Genomic DNA, 16966 nt, shown 5'->3' with positions numbered 1-16966 from the left:
CGGCCGGCCGGGACAAAATAGGGCCAAACTGGGACAAACCTCTAGGAATGTCCTCCGGCTTTCGCGATATTGCCGCGCAACAGACCGATCGGAGAAGGGTGCCCGACCGATGAGACTTGCCTCGTTCCTGCTCGCCGGCACGTTTGCCGCTCTTGCCGTCCCGGCGGCTTCTGCCGAGGACAAGGTTCTCAACGTCTACAATTGGTCGGACTATATCGACACGTCGATCGTCGACGACTTCACCAAGGAAACCGGCATCCGCGTCGTCTACGACGTGTATGATTCCAACGAGATCCTGGAAACGCGGCTTCTGGCCGGCGGCAGCGGCTACGACATCGTCGTGCCCTCGGCCGAATACATGCTGCGCCAGATCCAGGCCGGCGTGTTCCAGAAGCTCGACAAGTCGAAGCTGCCGAACCTGTCCAACATGTGGCCGATCGTGACCGAGCGCGTCGCGGCCTACGACCCGGACAATGCCTATTCGGTCAACTACATGTGGGGCACGACGGGCGTCGGCTACAACAAGCAGAAGGTGAAGGAGCTTCTGCCCGACGCGCCGCTGAATTCCTGGGCGCTGGTGTTCGACCCCAAGAACGCCGAAGCCCTCTCGAAATGCGGCATCGATATGCTCGACGCGCCGGGCGAGATCATGCCCGCCGCGCTCAGCTATCTCGGGCTCGACCCGAGCGCGACCGATGCCGACTCGATCGGCAAGGCCGAGGCGCTGCTTCTGAAGGTTCGCCCCTTCATCCGCCGCTTCCATTCCTCCGAATATATCAATGCCCTCGCCAATGGCGACATCTGCGTGGCGGTCGGCTTTTCGGGCGACGTGTTCCAGGCGCGCGACCGCGCGGCCGAGGCCGGGCGCGGCGTCGAGATCGGCTATTTCATTCCCCATGAGGGCACGATGATGTGGTTCGACCAGATGGCGATCCCGGCCGACGCGCCGCATGTGGACGCCGCGCATCAGTTCATCAACTACATGATGCGCCCCGAAGTGATCGCCAAGGCGACGAATTTCGTCAGCTACGCCAACGGCAATCTCGCCTCGCAGACATTCGTCGATCCGAAGATCCTCAACGACACCTCGATCTACCCCGACGAGGCGACGCTGAAGACGCTCTACGTCAAGAAGCCCTATGACGCGCGCGGCCAGCGCACCGTCACGCGCGCCTTCACCACGGTGAAGACCGGGCAGTAGCCCGCGCGGGACGGAGAAGCGAGCGGCGCGAAACGGGCGGAACGGCCCGCCGCGCCGCCCGTGAAGGAAACGGGGCCGCCGCGAGGCGCGCCCGCCCGCATGGCTCGTCTCGGGGTTCAGGAATGGCAACGGCACCTAAGGCTTTCGGCAATATCCGCCGCTCGTTCGATCCGTGGAACGACCCGGCCGCCGAACCGCTGATCGAGTTCGACCGCATCACCAAGCGGTTCGGCCCGTTCAACGCGGTGGACGATCTCAGCCTCAAGATCTATCCGCGCGAGTTCTTCACGCTGCTCGGGCCGTCGGGCTGTGGCAAGTCCACGCTTCTGCGCATGCTCGCGGGCTTCGAGGAGCCGACATCGGGCGACGTGCGCTTGGGCGGGCAGAGCCTGAAGGGCGTGCCGCCCTATCGGCGGCCGATGAACATGATGTTCCAGTCCTATGCCCTGTTTCCGCACATGAGCGTGGAACAGAACATCGCCTTCGGCCTGAAGCAGGACGGGATGGGCAAGGGCGAGCGCGCCGACCGCGTCGCCGAGATGCTGAAGCTCGTGAAGCTGGAAAGCTACGGCAAGCGCAAGCCGCAGCAATTGTCGGGCGGACAGCAGCAGCGCGTGGCGCTCGCCCGCTCGCTCGCCAAGCGGCCCAAGGTCCTGCTTCTGGACGAGCCGCTCGGCGCGCTCGACAAGAAGCTGCGCGAGGAAACCCAGTTCGAGCTGATGGACCTCCAGCAGGAGCTCGGCCTCACCTTCGTGATCGTGACGCACGACCAGGAGGAGGCCATGACCATGTCCGACCGGATCGCGGTGATGCGCGCGGGCAAGCTCTGCCAGGTGGCGACGCCGGCCGTGATCTACGAAGCCCCGACCTCGCGCTATGTCGCCGATTTCGTCGGCAACATCTCGCTGATCGAGGGGGTCGTCGACAGCGCCTCGGGCAGCGTCGTGCGCTTGGCCACCGAGGTCGGCGTGATCGAGACGGAAAGCACCACCTCCGTCGCGCCGGGCGATAGCGCCGCCTTCGCCGTGCGCCCCGAGAAGATGCGCCTGTCGCGCCGGCCGCCGAGCGAGATCGGCGTCAACGCGCTGCGCGGCGTCGTCTGGGACATCGCCTATCTCGGCGACGTGACGCTGTTCAACGTCAAGCTGGAGAACGGCACGCTGGTTCGCTCCACCGTGATCAACGCCGCGCGCGTCGCCGCCGAGCAGATCGCCTGGGAGGAGGAAGTCTGGCTCACCTTCGAGCGGGACGCCGGCGTCCTCTTGGTGCAGTGAGGGGCGGGACGATGGCGGCGCGGTTCGGCAAGGTGAACTGGTGGAAGGCCGCCGTGATCGGCGTGCCCACGCTCTGGCTTCTCGTTCTGTTTCTCGTGCCCTTCGCGATCGTCTTCAAGATCTCGCTGTCGGAAACGGCGATCGCGCAACCGCCCTATCTGCCGGTCTTCGACTGGAGCGCGCCGGCGGCCCTTCTGGAGAGCGCGCGCAAGCTCGGAACCCAGAGCTACCAGTTCCTCGCCGAGGACCCGCTCTATTTCAACGCCTATCTGTCGAGCCTTCGCATCGCCGGCATCTCGACCGTGCTGACGCTTCTCGTCGCCTATCCGCTGGCCTATGCCATGTCGCGCGCGTCGGGGGGCTTGCGCCCGGTTCTCGTCATGCTGACGGTCCTGCCCTTCTGGACGAGCTTTCTGATCCGCGTCTATGCCTGGATCGGCATCCTGCGCAACGAGGGCTATCTCAACCAGTTCCTGCTCTGGACCGGGATCGTGGACACGCCGCTCGCGATCCTCAACACCAACACGGCCGTCTATATCGGCATCGTCTATTCCTACCTGCCCTTCATGGTTCTGCCGATCTATGCCAGCCTCGAACGGCTGGACGGGCGGCTTCTGGAAGCGGCGGCCGATCTCGGCTGCACGCCGCTCGGCGCCTTCTGGCGCGTCACCTTCCCCCTGTCGCTGCCGGGCGTCGTCGCCGGCGCGCTGCTCGTCTTCATTCCGGCGGTGGGCGAATTCGTGATCCCCGACCTTCTCGGCGGATCGCAGACGCTGATGATCGGCAAGACGCTGTGGGACGAGTTCTTCACCAATCGCGACTGGCCGGTCGCCTCGGCCGTGGCGGTCATGCTGCTTCTGGTTCTGGTGATCCCGATCGTCCTGTTCCAGCGTGTCCAGGCGAGGAGCGTCTGAGATGAAGCGCGGCCTGTCTCCCTTCAACCTCGTCTCGCTGGTCTTCGGCTTCGCCTTTCTCTACCTGCCGATCCTGCTTCTCGTGATCTATTCCTTCAACGCCTCGCAGCTCGTCACGGTCTGGGGCGGGTTCTCGACGCGCTGGTATACGGCGCTTCTCGGCAACCGCCTGTTTCTCGATGCCGCCTGGGTGACGCTGCGGGTCGCCGTCCTGTCGGCGACGCTCGCCACGATTCTCGGAACGCTGGCGGCGATGGCCCTCGTGCGCCATGCGCGCTTTCCCGGGCGCACGCTCCTGTCGGGCATGGTCTTCGCGCCGCTCGTCATGCCCGAGGTCATCACCGGCCTGTCGCTGCTTCTTCTCTTCGTCGCCGTGGATTTCGACCGCGGCTTCTGGACGGTGACGGTGGCGCACACGACCCTCACCATGTGCTTCGTCGCCGTGGTGGTGCGCTCGCGCCTCGTGTCCTTCGACCGCTCGCTGGAGGAGGCGGCGCAGGATCTCGGCTGCCCGCCCGCCAAGGCCTTCCTGCTCGTCACCCTGCCGGTGATCTGGCCGGCCGTCGCGGCGGGCTGGATGCTCGCCTTCACCCTGTCGCTGGACGATCTGGTGATCGCGAGCTTCACCTCCGGCCCCGGCGCCACGACGCTGCCCATGCGCATCTACAGCCAGGTGCGCGTCGGCGTGACGCCAGAGATCAACGCCATCTCGACCATCATGATCGCCGTGGTCGCCCTCGGCGTCATCGCCGCCGCCCTGTTCAACCGGCGCCAGGACGCGCGGCGCCAGCGCGACGAGCGGCTGGCGAGCCAGGACGTCTGAGACATCGCTCCCTCATGAAAAAGGCCCCCTCGCGCGTTGCGAGGAGGCCTTGGAGATCAGCTCGTGCGCGCCCCTTCAGGGCTTGCAGCGGCAGCTTTCGGCATGCGCGGTTTCGATCGCGGCGAAGGTCTCGGTGAAGGCCGCGCCGAGCGGGTCTTCCGGAAGGGTCTTCGCTTCCAGGAGACGGTCGGCGGCTTCGAGATCCGACAGCGCGCCGAGAACCACGACGCGCGTGCGCGGATCGGCCGTGAACCCGCCGTCCGGCGCAAAGAGCGGCTTCAGCGCGGAAAGCTGCTCCAGTGCGCCCTTCTGCGGCGCGGAGGGCGTTGCCGTGGGGGACGCCAAAGGGGCTGCCAATGCGGCCGCCGGGCGCATCGGGCCGATCGGCGAGGTGACGCTGCCCGTCGTGGTCGCGTCGATCGTCGCCGACGCTCCCGCGAGGGCCGGCATCGTGCGGCGGATCGCGGCGTCGAGTTCGGCCACGGCCGCGCCGATATCGGCGGCGCTTTCGAGCTTGTTCTCGGGCTTCACCACCAGCGGCGGCAGGTCAGGGTCGGGCATGTCGCCGGCCGAAATGCGCGTTTCCGCCGCCTCGCGTCCGGCCACCAGCATGGGCGGGCCGATAAGGGTCTCCTGCGCCGTCTCGGTGCCGCCGGGGCGAAGCGCGTCGGCCGCCATGTCCGCGACCGGGGCGGCGCGCTCCGGCGCGCTGGTCGGCACCGGCACGGGGCGCAGCGCCAGAAGCGCGTCGTCGAGACTCGCGCGCGCCATGGCGCGGGCGGTGTCCAGATCGCGCTGCCGGCGGTCGGGCGAAACCGAGACCTGCCCCGCGAAGCGCTTCAGCGTCGCCAGATACGGGTCGATCCCCGAGCACAGATAGGGCGAGGGGCCTTGCGTCAGGAAGTCGGCGAGGTCCTCGCGAATGCGCAGCGCCGTCCAGCGGGCGTTGGCGTCGCGCGGGGCCACGCCCGTCGCGCCCTTGGCGGCGGCCATCGCGGCGCGCAGGGCGGCGGTCTCGTTCGGGCCGCGCGAGCGCGCGTTCGGCGGAAAGATCATGCCGCCGCCTTCCGTCGCGCCGCTCCCAGCCGTCGCCTCCGGGGGCGCGCCGAGCGCGGCCTTCACCTTCTGGAACGGACCCTCGGCGATGGGCTTCAGCCTGGCGTGGAAGTCGCGCGCGCAGGCGGCCGGATCGTTGGGCGCGCCGCGCAGCCCGATCGCGACCGTGGAGCGGCCCGACGCGGCGGCGGCGACCTGTTCCGGCCCGAGCTTCAGGAGCGAGCCGGCGGACGCGCTGAGCGGACAGAGCATCGATCCGGCGAGGACGAGAGCGGCGAGGCGAGGGGGCGTCGGGATCATGGGCGGCTCCGTTCCGGATCGACGGAACGCCGCGCGGGGCGTCGGGAGGGCGTTCCGTCTCAGGTCGGCCCGTCCGACGCGCTCACGGTCAACGTCGGCTTCGGCCATTCTCCATCCAGCTTGAACCCGATGGGTTTCGATATGGTGAACGAATTCGATACACCCGACGCCTCGATCTTGGTCGGGTCGAACTGGCCGCGCATCGTGAGGTAACCGTTGCGCAGGTCGATCTGCCCGTCGGCCGTCGCCTCGCCCTCGTCGAAGACGATGGACAGCTTGTCGATGCGCAAGCGCGGGCCGACGCCGACCAGCGCCAGATCGGTGCGCCGGAAGGGTTCGGGCACGGAGGCCGCCGAATCGATCGGCCGCAGGCCGGGCGTCTTCAACATGCCGCGCTCGACCCCGGCGAGCTGGCCGTCGCGCACGCGCAGCTTGGCTTCCGTGCGGCTGGCGAGCGCGATTTCGCCCCAATTGGTCGCCGGGCCGCGCAGCGTCAGCTGCAGCTCGCCGCGCCCCGACACCACCGGCATGGCCGTGCCGGTCAGGGTCTTCAGGGATTTCATGTCGATGTCGCGCAGGCCCGCCGCGACGATCAGGTCGGCGCGCGGCGCGGATGTGTCCACGGTGACGCGCAGATCGCCCCGCCCGCCGAGCACGGTCATGTCGCCGATATCGATCGTGCCGACGCCCCCGGTGGACTTGATCGTCGCCGCGACGTCGCGCGCCGTGGTGCGGCCGAGATCGGCTTCCTTCGCCGACAGGCGCAGGTCGAGATCGATCTTGCGCAGGAAGTCGGTGTGGATCGGGCGCTGGAAGTCGAGCGCCGTCTTTGGCGCAGGCGCGATCGCGCGCGAGAACCGGCTGAGGTCGAGCGCCTCGAAGGCCAGCGTTCCCGACAGCGTCGGCACGTTCGAGGCCGGCCGGGGCAGGAGCATTTCCAAGGCGCCGCGCGCCTTGTCCTCGCCCAGGTCGAGCGCGGCCGAGCCGAAGCTCACGCGATCGTCCACGAGATGGATCTGGGTCTGGATGGCCAGCGCCCCGAAATCCGGCACGCCGGCATTCTCGCGGCCGATCCAGTCGATGGCCCGCGACAGCGAGGGGGTGGAAAGGCTGAGCGCACCGGCGAGCTGCAGAATCTCGCCGGCCGAGCCATTGCCCTCGAAACCGATCTCCAGCGCCGGGGCGGAGAGCGAGAGCCTGAGCGGGGCGTTCTCGCCTTCCGTGAAGGCGAGCGGCCGGTCGAGCCGCGCGTCGAGCCGCACCGGCTGGCCGTTCCAGACCGCCGAGCCCGTGAGCCGAGCGGCGCTGCCCCGGCCCGCCCAGTCGAAGCTCGCATTGATGTTGGACACGCTGTCGCTGCGGCCGGGCAGGCGCGCCAGTCCTTCGCGGATGTCGAGTTCGCGCAGGCCCTCGAAGCGCACGAGAAACAGGCGCAGATCGCCCGACGCCTTCCCGAGCGCCGCCCCGTCCGGCACGCGCGCGGGCGGTGCGGGCTGGGCCTCGGCGGGAGGCGCACGGCCGGGCGCCGCGCCGGGGTCGATGCCGGTCGCGGGGCCGAGCTCGGGGCGCACCAGGGCGACGCGCCGAATTTCGGCGCGGCCGAGAAGCGCCGGCAGAAGCGCGAAATCGGCCTCCACCCGGTCCACGGTCAGAAGCTGGGCGTCGTCGCCCGTGCCGGTGCGCGCGCGCAGATCGGTGAGAATGGCGGTCGGGCGCGGCAGGAGCTCGAAGCTCACGCTGCCGTCGACATGAACCGGGCGGCCGGCAAGATGCGCGAGCCGTGCTTCCAGCTCCTCCCGCGCGTCGCCGAGCTGCAGCGACACCTGCGACAGGGCGAGGAAGAGCAGTCCCACGAGGAGCGCGAGAAGACCGAGCGCGATCGGCAGAAGACCGCGCCGACGCTTGTCCCCATGCGATTGGCTCTCGGTCGCGCGCCGCGCCGGGGGAGGAGACTCGGTCAATCAGGGTCCTTCGGGGCATGACGGGCGCGCAACGGCCGGGCGCCCGGGACAGAGTATCCGTCCGAGACAGAGTATCTAGAGAGAAGGGCCTGGATTGAACAGGGTGCGGGGGACGCCCCGTCCGTTCCTGAGCCGATTCCGCCCTGTCCGTGCCACCAACCACGCGATTGCGCCGAACGCGTGGCGGGGGAGGGATCAGGCGCGGCCGGGGCGTTCGCCACCCAGAAGCGAGCGCGTCAGGAGCATCACGGGCAGGATGCCGACGAGGACGATCAGAAGCGCGGCGATCGCGCCGTCCTCGAAGGCGGCGCGCGAGGCTTGGGCATAGACGAAGGTCGCCAGCGTGTCGAAATCGAAGGGGCGCAGGAGGATCGTCGCCGAAAGCTCCTTGGCCGCGTCCACGAAGACGAGGAGAAAGGCGGTGAGGGCGGCAGGGCGCATGAGCGGCAGAAGCACGTCGCGCAGCACCGCGCCCGGCCCGTGGCCGAGCGTGCGCGCGGCCATGTCGAGATGGGGCGAGAGCTTGGCGAAGCCGCTCTCCAGCGTGCCATGGCCCATGGCCGTGAAGCGCGCGGTGCAGGCGAGAACGATCGCGAAGCCCGATCCCGACAGGAGAAGGCCGGTGGAGACGCCGAGATGCTGGCGCAGCGCCGCGTCGAGCGCGTTGTCGAAGGCGGCGAGCGGCACGAGAAGGCCGATCGCCAGAACCGTGCCGGGCAGGGCGTAGCCGAGCGTGCCGAGCCGCGCCGCGAAGCGCAGCGTGCGGCTCTTCGTCAGCCGCACGCCATAGGTGACGAGAAAGCCGATCGCGACCACGAGACAGGCGCTCGCGCCCGCCACGAGGACGGTATGCCAGAGCGCGCGCCAGAGCGCGGGATCGGCGATGTCGCCGGCCCGCTTCAGGGCGGAGCGGGCGAGAACCGCGAACGGGATCGCAAAGCCGAGCGTGAGCGGCAGAAGGCAGAAGGCGGTCGCGCCCAGCGCCCGCGCGCCGCGAAGCGGCTGGAGCGTCGGGGCGGCGGCCTCGGTGCGCCCGGCGGCGAAGCGCTGCCGCCGGCGCGAGGCGCGCTCCAGCCAGACGAGAGCCACGATCACAAGGAGGAGCGCCAGCGCGATCTGCGTCGCGCCCTGAAGGTCTCCCCGGTTCAGCCAGGTGGAATAGACCGCGAAGGTCAGCGTCTGGACGCCGAGGAATTCCACCGCGCCGATATCGTTGACGACTTCCATGAGGGCGAGCGACACGCCGACCGCGATGGCCGGCCGGGCCATGGGGGCGAGCACGGTGAGGAAGACGCGCAAGGGGCCGGCGCCGAGCGTGCGCGCCACTTCGGCGGGGCGCCGGCTCTGCATCAGGAAGACCGCGCGGGCGGCCAGAAAGACGTAAGGATAGAGAACGGCGGACAGGATGAGGATGGCGCCGCCGAGCGAGCGGATTTCGGGGAACCAGTAGTCGGCGCGCGTCCGGAAGCCGAACAGGGCGCGCAGGCCCGTCTGCACCGGGCCGACATAGTGCAGGAACTCGTTGAAGCAGTAGGCCGCGACATAGGTCGGCACGGCAAGCGGCAGGACGAGCGCCCAGGACAGGACGCGCCGGCCGGGAAAGGAAAAGCTCGACACGAGCCAGGCGAGGATCGTGCCGGTGATGCCGGTGGCGAGCGCGACGCCGAGCATCAGAAGCGCGGTGACGCGGGCGGCGTCCGGTACGACGTTGCGCACCAGATGGCTCCAGGTGCTGCCCGTGCCCGCGACGGCGATCCAGACGAGCGAGAGGACCGGCATCGCGACGAGAAGCGCCAGCACCAGCGCGCCCGCCCAGAACAGGCGCTCCGAGCCGATGGGACGCCGGGACGGGGCGGGGGGGCGCTCCACGCCCGAAAGGAGCCCGGCCTCGCTCATGCCGCGCTTGCCATGGAAACGACGAAATCCCCGCCGGCTCCGGGCCGGCGGGGTCTCAGACAGGCACCGAACCCCCGCGCCAGACGCGGGGGCCGGTTCGTTCCGTTTCCGAGCAGGGCGCTCAGGCCTTCGGTCCCTTGTCGAAGCCGACCTCGTCGATCAGCTCGGAGGCCTTGGCGCGGTGGGAAGCGATGTCGGTGAGCGACAGCGTGTCGGGCTTCAGCTCGCCGAAGCTCTTCACCGTCTCGGACTGCGCCACGCCGGGCTTCAGCGGGTATTCATGGTTGATCTCGGCGTAGATGCGCTGCGCCTCGTCGGTGGTCAGGAATTCCATGAACTTCACGGCGTTGTCGCGATTGGGCGCGTGCTTGGCGAGGCCCATGCCGGAAATGTTCACATGCGTGCCGCCGTTCTCGAAGGTCGGCAGGACGACGCGGATCGCCTTGGCCCAGTCCTTCTGCTCGGGCTCCTTCTCGTTGGTGCGCATCAGGCCGACATAATAGGTGTTGCCGATGGCGATGTCGCACTGACCGGCGGCGACGTTGCGCGCCTGATCGCGGTCGCCGCCCTGGGGCGCGGTGGCGAGATTGTCGCGCAGGCCCTCGAGCCAGGTCTTGGTCTTGGCCTCGCCGTGATGGGCGAGGAAGGCCGCGACGAGCGCCACATTGTACTGATGCTGGCCCGAGCGGATGCAGATCTTGCCCTTCCACTTGGGGTCGGCGAGGCTCTCATAGGTGATCGCCTGCTCGGGCACGCGCTCGGCCGAAGCGTAGACGACGCGGGCGCGCGCCGTGACGCCCGCCCATTCGTTGCCCTTGTCGCGGAAGGTGGCCGGAATCGCCTCGGCGATCGCGGCGTTCTCCAGCGGCTGCAGCACGCCGGCCTCGCGCGTGGCGTCGAGGCGGCCGATGTCGACGGTCAGGATCACGTCGGCGGGCGAGTTGGCGCCTTCCGCCTTCACGCGCTCTTCCAGGCCCTTTTCCACGAAGATCGTCGCGGTGGAGAGGCCCGTCTCCTTCGTGAAGGCGTCGAGCAGCGGCTGGATCAGCGCCGGCTGGCGCGAGGAATAGATGTTGACGTCGGCCGCCAGGGCCGCGCCCGCGCCGGACGTGCCGAAGGCCAGAGCCAGAAGTCCGCCGCGAAGGAGGGTCGATGTCATCAAAGGGCATCCTCGATCCACGGCCCCGGAAGGCGGGCCGTCAAAACCTCGACCGCGCTAAAGTCGACTGGAGCGGTCGAGTTTTGGATGCCGGAACGGCCCCCGTCGTTCAAGTGGTCTTTGAGTAACGTTCCGGTGATATCGAGTTTGGAATCGTTCTATACTGCGCTACCGTAAGTATAGCTGAACATGACGTTCAGACCGCCAGAACGCGGGGCGGGGGGAAGACGATCTCCACCAGCGTACCCTCGCCGGGCGTCGAGGCGATCGAGAACTGCGCCCGGTTGGCTTCCACCATGGCCTTGGTGAGCGGCAGGCCGAGGCCCGTTCCCTCGCCCCGGCCGCCGGCCTTGACCTGCTGGAACGGCGTGAGGGCGATCTCCACCTCCTGGTCGGTCATGCCGATGCCCGAATCGCGCACCCGCAGGCACACCGCACCATCCTCGCCATAATGGGTGGAGGCGACGATCTGGCCGCCGGCCGGCGTGAAGCGCACGGCGTTGGCGATGAGGTTCAGCGCGATCTGGCGCACCGAGCGCCGGTCCGCCACGACGGGCGGCACGGAGGCCGGCAGAACCGAGCGCACGATCACCCGCTCGCGATTGGCCTGCGGCTGCATCAGGGACACGACCTCGGCCACGACCTCGTGCAGCGACACGGACTCGAAGGTCAGGTCGATCTTGCCCGCCTCGATCTTGGAAATGTCGAGAAGGTCGTTGACGAGATCGAGCACGTGATGGCCCGAGCGCTTGATGTCGCCGAGATATTCCAGATAGCGCTCGTGGCCGATCGGGCCGAAGCATTCCGACGCCATGACGTCGGCAAAGCCGATGATGGCGTTGAGCGGCGTGCGAAGCTCGTGGCTGACATTGGCGAGGAACCGGCTCTTGTGCAGGCTCGCGTCCTCGGCCTGCTGGCGCGCTTCCACGAGATCCTTCTCGGCCTGCTTCCACTGCGCGATGTCGCGGATCACCACGCACCAGCCGCGCCCGTCGGAAAGGCGCCCGAGCGTGACGAAAAGCGGGATCGTCGTCGGCTCGCCGCCATGAGCGGTGTCCGGCCCGACCTTGGCCGTCACCTCGCGCCCGTCGTTGAGGATCGCGGCCAGCCCGTTGTCGCGCAGCGTCCCGATATAGTCGCTGGCGGTCTGCCGGCTGTCGGGGGCGAGGAGGTCGAGGAAGGGCAGGCCGAGATAGAGATCGGGCGACAGGCCGAACAGCGCCTCGGCGGCGCCGTTCATCTTGCGCACGCGCTCCTCGCCGTCGAGCAGGAGAATGCCGTCGGTCGCCGTGTCGAGCACGGCCTGAAGCTCCTCCACCTCGCGCTGGAGATCGACCACCGCGCCCGCCAGAAGATCGTCGGAGGGCTCGCGCGTTTCGGTGAAGGACATGAGAAGGCAGGAGCGGCCGGCGACAGACACGCGCTGGAGATGCAGCCGGGCGCGTTCCATGCGGCCGTCGCCGCACTGGATCATCGCCTCGTCGCCTTCGCCCGCTTCCCCGGCGGAGAGGACCAGCCGGTCGAGCCCGCCGGCATCCTCCAGCGCGTCGAGATCCTCGTAGCGCGTCAGCGCGAAGAAGCGCTTGTTGGCGAAGAGAAGCCGGTCGCCCATCTGCACGAGCACCGCCAGCGGCAGCGCGTCGAACATGTCTTCCAACTCATGCGCGGCGAAGGGCGCGGCGGCCTCCTCGTCGGGCTCGTGGTCGGGCTCCGGCTCCACCAGGACGGGCAGCGGCGGGGGCGCGCGCAACGGAGCGGGGAGCGGCGGAGCCACGCGCTTGGAGACGCCGAGCTCGGCCCCGATGGCGCGGAACGCGGCTTCCTCGGCGCTCGACAGGGCGGCCTCGCGTCCGCGCCGACGCTCGGCCTGTTCCGACGTGGGGGGCTGATCGCGCCGGCCGAATACGGCGCGCTCGTCCGCTTCGCTCTCGAAGCCGTCGTTTGCAAAGGAAGCGTCGGGCCCGGCGGCGGCGGCTGCTGCCCGCAGCGGCGCGCCGCTCGCCAGAACGAGGCCGAGCGCGTCCGGGTCCGCCACATGCTCGGCCGGGCGCACGACGCCGAAGCCCCGGAACCCTTCGAAGCGGCGGTCGCGGCTGTAGACGGGCAGGGCGGCGAGGTCCACCGGCGCCTTGCGGTCCGTACCCTCGATCGGCCAGAGGATCGAGCGGCCCGACCACGTGTCGCGCCGCTCCAGAAGCCGGGCGACCTCGCCCGTTTCGTCGAACCCATAGACCTGCGCGACATCGGTGAAGGCGCGCCCGACCACATCGGCCGAATGCGGGCCGACCGTCGCGGCGAAATCCGGCGACAGGCTGGAAAAGCGCCCCTCCTCGTCGATCTGCCAGACGAAGCGCACTGGCTCGGCATCGAGCGCCGGTGCGAAGGCGGGCAAGGATTCAGGGCGCGCGGCCGGTTCGGGTTCGGTGACGTGACCGGCGTCAGGATCGGCGGGCTCGTCGGCGGCAAGCACGGGCTCGGCCGAAAGCGGCTCGGGCTGTTCCGGGGCAGGCGGGGAGGCGAGCGCGTCCCACTCGTCCGCTTCGCCGAGGGCCGGGGCGGCGACGCCGGGCTCCACCTCCGCCTCGGGCGCGTCGATATGGATCAGCACCAGACCTTCCGCGACCTTGGCGAAGGACAGGGCGCCGAACTCGTCCTCGACGGTGAGCCGCTCTTCGCCAGCATCCAGGAATTCCGCCCCTTGTGCGGCGAGAAGCGAATGTTCCTCGGCCGGCAGGCGCGGCGTGCCCCAGACGAAGCCCTGGTCCGACACGACGCAGGCCAGCGCTTGCGTGAGCTCCGCCTCGCCGATCAGCCGGCGCGCGAAGGCCTCGCGCGTTTCGCTCGCCGCGCCCTCCAGGCGCACCGTCAGAAGCGCCAGCGCCCCGTCCTCGCCGATGACCTCCAGCCGCGCCAGAACCGCGCGGCCCATGCCGGCGTCGGCCGGGCGCAGGAGAAGCTGGGTGCGCCGCTTGGCCTTCAGCGTTTCGCGCGCGAGGCCGATCTGCGGCAGAAGCGGAGAGCTCGCCTCCTCGCCCGAGGAGCGGCGGCCCGCCGGCAGCGCCAGAAGCGCCGCGCCCGCCGCGTTGCACCAGAGAACGGCGCCGAGGTCGGCCGACAGCACGGCCACGGCCGAGCCGATCGCGTTGGCCACGCGCACGGCTGGAAGAACCATGAAGTCGAGGGGCGTCAAGATGGCCGAAGCTCCGGTCAGGAAACGAGAGAGTTACCGGAGTGTTAATACGGTCTTGCGTTCGCCAAATCCAGAACCGCGCGCATCCGCGGCCTGTATCGTCGGCGGACAGGGTTAATGCAAGCCTCTGTGGTCTTAACCCGAAGCGTAGCTGGCGCAACTCTTGCCGCTCCTGCCTCGTTGTGGTCACAATGACCCCAGGAGGAAACCGCCATGTCCGACACCGACAAGCCGAACGATCCCTCGAACGCGGCCTTCGAGGGCGCGCGAAAGGCCTTCGACACGATGACCGATTCCCAGGCCTTCCGTGACGCGCAAGCCGCCTTCGGCATGGACCCGTCCAAGATGACGGACGCCTTCCGCACGGCGACGGAACGCTCCATGGAGCAGTCCAAGGAAGCCTATGCGCGCATGAAGGCCGCGACCGACGAGGCCTCGCGCACGCTGGAGGCGACGATCGAGAACGCCCATTCCGGCTCGCTGAACCTCACCAAGCGGGCGCTGGACGGCATGCGCGCGCAGGCCGAGATGAACTTCGCCCATCTCCAGAAGCTCTCCAGCGTGCGCTCCGTGTCGGAGTTCATCGAGCTGCAGACGAGCTTCTTCCGCCAGCAGGTGGATCTTGCGACCCGTCAGGCCCGCGACATCCAGACCGCCTCGCAATCCGCGACGCGCGACGTGCTGCAGCCGAACCGCGAAGCGGCCGAGCGGGCCGCCGGCAAGACCGAATTCTGACCGCCCGCCGGTTTCGGGCGCCGCTTTCGCGCCCGGCCGGCGCTTTCTTTCCACAAGGGGACGGGTCTTTTTGGCCCGTCCCTCTTGCCAGACCGGCGGAAAGCCCGTATTGGCGAACCCATCGTCGTTTCGGCGATGTGCGGTTGTAGCTCAGTTGGTTAGAGCGTCGGATTGTGGCTCCGAAGGTCGGTGGTTCGAACCCACTCAACCGTACCACCCAAACTCCCCGACATACGATCCGTTTTTCCGGTCGCATCCTTCCGCATCTCAGCGATGAGTGTTCGCGCGTGCGGGTGAACTGCCGCCGTCGATCGGCGAGCGGTAGTCCCTGACAGGGCGTTCTCGAACACATCCCGTCGTTGACAAGACGCCCTGCGTCCGCCCTTTGCAGGGAGGGAACGGCCGGACGCCGGTGTCTCGGATCGGCTTCGTCGAACATGGCTTCGGCGGGCGGGCTCCGGGGCTTCGGCTCTCGCATCGCCCGGGGCGCGAAGGCCGGTTCGGCATTCGCTGGAAAAGCCCTCGCGGATATGAGCGGGCGCTTGGGGGAGGGGCTTTTGGAAACCGTCACGATCGCCCTTCTTCTGCTTCTGGCCGTCGTGGTCAGTGGTCTTCTGGCGCGGCTTCTGCCCTTGCCGGTGCCGCGGCCGCTGTTTCAGATCGGCTTCGGCGCGGCGATCGGGCTCGTCGCCGATCTGCGCGTGTCGCTCGATCCCGAAATCTTCTTCGTCCTGTTCCTGCCGCCGCTCCTGTTTCTCGACGGATGGCGCATTCCGCGCGAGGAACTGGCCAAGGATCGCATCATCATCGTGGAACTGGCGCTCGGGCTGGTGGTCGTGACCGTGGTCGGCATGGGCTTCTTCATCCACTGGATGATCCCGGCCATGCCGCTGGCGGTCGCCTTCGCGCTCGCCGCCATCGTCTCGCCGACCGATCCGATCGCCGTCTCGGCCATCGCGCAGCGCGTGCCGATCCCCAAGCGGATGCTCCATATCCTGGAAGGGGAATCGCTTCTCAACGACGCGTCCGGCCTCGTCTGCTTCCGTTTCGCCGTCGCCGCCGCGCTGACCGGCAGCTTCTCGCTTTCGGACGCGGTGCTGAGCTTCGTCTGGGTCGCCGTCGGCGGGCTGGCGACGGGCGCGCTCCTCACCTTCGCCGTGACGCGGGCCAAGGACTGGATTTCCGACCGGGTCGGCGAGGACACGGGATCGCAGATCCTCATCAGCCTGCTGATCCCCTTCGGCTCCTATCTCCTGGCCGAGGAACTCGGCTGTTCCGGCATTCTGGCGGCGGTGGCGGCCGGGCTCGCCATGAGCTTTGCCGAAACCTCCGGCCGGGCCATGGCGGTGACGCGGGTTCGCCGCAGCTCGGTCTGGGACACGATCCAGTACACCGCCAACGGCATCATCTTCGTGCTCCTCGGCGAGCAGCTTCCCGCCATTCTGGCTCGGGCGCGTGAAAGCGCCGATGTGACCGGCCATGGCGATCCCTGGTGGCTGGTTCTCTATGTCGTTGCCATCACGCTGGGGCTGGCCGCGCTGCGCTTTGCCTGGGTCTGGCTGTCGCTGGGGCTGACGCTCCTGCGCCGGCGCGACCGGCGCACCTCGCCGAGCGGGCGGATCGTCGCCGCCATGTCGGTGTCCGGCGTTCGCGGCGCGGTGACGCTGGCGGGCGTTCTCACCCTGCCGCTGACGCTCAACGACGGCACGCCCTTTCCCGCGCGGGATCTGGCGATCCTTCTCGCCATGGGCGTCATCATCCTGTCGCTGGTGGCGGCGAGCTTCGCGCTGCCGTTGCTCCTGCGCGGGCTGGAACTGCCGCCCGAACCCTCGCGCCAGGCCGAAGAGGACCGGGCGCGCGTCGCCGCCGCCGAGGCCGCGATCGCCGAGATCGGACGCTTTCTTCAGAGCCGCGCCGAAGAAGGGCGCGAAACCGACCTGCATGTCGCGGCGGCGAGCGGCATCATCGACTTCTACCGCCAGCGCATCGACCGGCTTTCGGGGGAGGGCGAGGCGGCCGATCTCGGCCTGCGGGCCGAGCGGATCGAGCGCGAGATGCGCCTTGCTGCGCTGAAGGCCGAGCGGGTGGAACTCTTCCGCCGCGTGCGCAAGCGCGAGCTCGGCAGCGAAACGGCGCGCAAGCTGGTGCGCGAGCTCGACCTTCTGGAAACCCGCTACGCCGGCTAGAGCGTTTCGGGTTTTATCGGAATCGACTTGTGGTTCCGATCGCGGCTGATGTGTGATTCAAGATGCTGACTGGATGGGAGGCCGGCATCGGATGACAGCACCTCTTTCGCATGATCTTCGCCAGCGGGTCGTTGGTGCGATCGAAGCCGGCGAGAGCTGCCGATCTGCGGCCACGCGGTTTGGGGTCGCGGTGTCCTCGGCGGTAAAGTGGTCGCAACGTTATCGCACGACGGGCTCGTTGGCTCCGGGCAAGATGGGCGGTCACCGTAAG

General features: G+C 68.9%; 12 protein-coding genes and 1 tRNA gene. 8 read left to right on the top strand and 5 right to left on the bottom strand.

Annotated elements, in window-relative coordinates:
- The first annotated feature begins 109 nt into the window (after positions 1–109).
- The 4 genes from B146_RS0120305 (at position 110) to B146_RS0120290 (ending at position 4212) form a co-directional block, all read left to right on the top strand.
- A complete protein-coding gene (locus tag B146_RS0120305) occupies positions 110–1201 on the top strand; it encodes a polyamine ABC transporter substrate-binding protein (protein WP_019998320.1) in 1092 nt (363 codons plus the stop codon).
- 122 nt (positions 1202–1323) lie between these two features.
- Complete coding sequence (locus tag B146_RS0120300; RefSeq protein WP_019998319.1) at positions 1324–2475, top strand: ABC transporter ATP-binding protein; 1152 nt, start codon at positions 1324–1326, stop codon at positions 2473–2475.
- 11 nt (positions 2476–2486) lie between these two features.
- Positions 2487–3389, top strand: coding sequence for an ABC transporter permease subunit (locus tag B146_RS0120295; RefSeq protein ID WP_019998318.1), 903 nt, complete (start codon positions 2487–2489; stop codon positions 3387–3389).
- A gap of 1 nt (position 3390) precedes the next feature.
- Entirely contained in the window at positions 3391–4212 is an 822-nt protein-coding gene (locus B146_RS0120290) for an ABC transporter permease (RefSeq protein ID WP_019998317.1), read from the top strand.
- A 75-nt stretch (positions 4213–4287) separates the two neighbouring features.
- Here the strand turns inward: B146_RS0120290 and B146_RS0120285 are convergent, their stop codons facing one another.
- The 5 genes from B146_RS0120285 to B146_RS0120265 all read right to left on the bottom strand — a co-directional run bounded on the left by B146_RS0120285 (position 4288) and on the right by B146_RS0120265 (position 13774).
- Positions 4288–5568 carry a hypothetical protein gene (locus B146_RS0120285; RefSeq protein ID WP_026358798.1) on the bottom strand — a complete coding sequence of 427 codons (1281 nt, stop codon included), beginning with the start codon at positions 5566–5568 and terminating at the stop codon, positions 4288–4290.
- A 59-nt stretch (positions 5569–5627) separates the two neighbouring features.
- Positions 5628–7529, bottom strand: a complete 1902-nt coding sequence (locus B146_RS0120280; RefSeq protein ID WP_019998316.1) for an AsmA family protein — start codon at positions 7527–7529, stop codon at positions 5628–5630.
- A gap of 195 nt (positions 7530–7724) precedes the next feature.
- The gene (locus B146_RS0120275; RefSeq protein ID WP_019998315.1) at positions 7725–9425 is read right to left on the bottom strand and encodes an ABC transporter permease; all 1701 of its coding nucleotides are present in this window, start codon (positions 9423–9425) and stop codon (positions 7725–7727) included.
- A gap of 121 nt (positions 9426–9546) precedes the next feature.
- The gene (locus B146_RS0120270; protein WP_019998314.1) at positions 9547–10584 is read right to left on the bottom strand and encodes a Fe(3+) ABC transporter substrate-binding protein; all 1038 of its coding nucleotides are present in this window, start codon (positions 10582–10584) and stop codon (positions 9547–9549) included.
- Between the two features lie 196 nt (positions 10585–10780).
- On the bottom strand, positions 10781–13774 hold the full coding sequence (locus tag B146_RS0120265) for an ATP-binding protein (protein WP_019998313.1): 2994 nt from the start codon (positions 13772–13774) through the stop codon (positions 10781–10783).
- Positions 13775–13987: 213 nt separating this feature from the next.
- Between B146_RS0120265 and B146_RS0120260 the strand changes: the two genes are divergently transcribed.
- From B146_RS0120260 to B146_RS28535, 4 genes are all read left to right on the top strand, one after another.
- The gene (locus B146_RS0120260; RefSeq protein ID WP_019998312.1) at positions 13988–14509 is read left to right on the top strand and encodes a phasin family protein; all 522 of its coding nucleotides are present in this window, start codon (positions 13988–13990) and stop codon (positions 14507–14509) included.
- A gap of 139 nt (positions 14510–14648) precedes the next feature.
- Positions 14649–14725, top strand: a tRNA-His gene (locus tag B146_RS0120255).
- Positions 14726–15066: 341 nt separating this feature from the next.
- Positions 15067–16695 (top strand): Na+/H+ antiporter, encoded by a 1629-nt coding sequence (locus B146_RS0120250; protein WP_019998311.1) that lies wholly within the window; start codon positions 15067–15069, stop codon positions 16693–16695.
- Positions 16696–16786: 91 nt separating this feature from the next.
- Positions 16787–16966: helix-turn-helix domain-containing protein (locus tag B146_RS28535; RefSeq protein WP_155897617.1), on the top strand; the 180-nt coding region annotated here is incomplete at its 3' end.

Origin of the sequence: Aureimonas ureilytica DSM 18598 = NBRC 106430 (assembly GCF_000382705.1) — a bacterium.
Lineage (GTDB): Bacteria > Pseudomonadota > Alphaproteobacteria > Rhizobiales > Rhizobiaceae > Aureimonas > Aureimonas ureilytica.
This window is presented reverse-complemented; position numbering and strand designations above follow the sequence as displayed.

Excerpts from the sequence above, each read along its gene's own strand:
- B146_RS0120305 (WP_019998320.1), top strand. The coding sequence starts at position 110 with ATGAGACTTGCCTCGTTCCTGCTCGCCGGCACGTTTGCCGCTCTTGCC.
- B146_RS0120300 (WP_019998319.1), top strand. The coding sequence starts at position 1,324 with ATGGCAACGGCACCTAAGGCTTTCGGCAATATCCGCCGCTCGTTCGAT.
- B146_RS0120295 (WP_019998318.1), top strand. The coding sequence starts at position 2,487 with ATGGCGGCGCGGTTCGGCAAGGTGAACTGGTGGAAGGCCGCCGTGATC.
- B146_RS0120290 (WP_019998317.1), top strand. The coding sequence starts at position 3,391 with ATGAAGCGCGGCCTGTCTCCCTTCAACCTCGTCTCGCTGGTCTTCGGC.
- B146_RS0120285 (WP_026358798.1), bottom strand. The coding sequence starts at position 5,568 with ATGATCCCGACGCCCCCTCGCCTCGCCGCTCTCGTCCTCGCCGGATCG.
- B146_RS0120275 (WP_019998315.1), bottom strand. The coding sequence starts at position 9,425 with ATGAGCGAGGCCGGGCTCCTTTCGGGCGTGGAGCGCCCCCCCGCCCCG.
- B146_RS0120270 (WP_019998314.1), bottom strand. The coding sequence starts at position 10,584 with ATGACATCGACCCTCCTTCGCGGCGGACTTCTGGCTCTGGCCTTCGGC.
- B146_RS0120260 (WP_019998312.1), top strand. The coding sequence starts at position 13,988 with ATGTCCGACACCGACAAGCCGAACGATCCCTCGAACGCGGCCTTCGAG.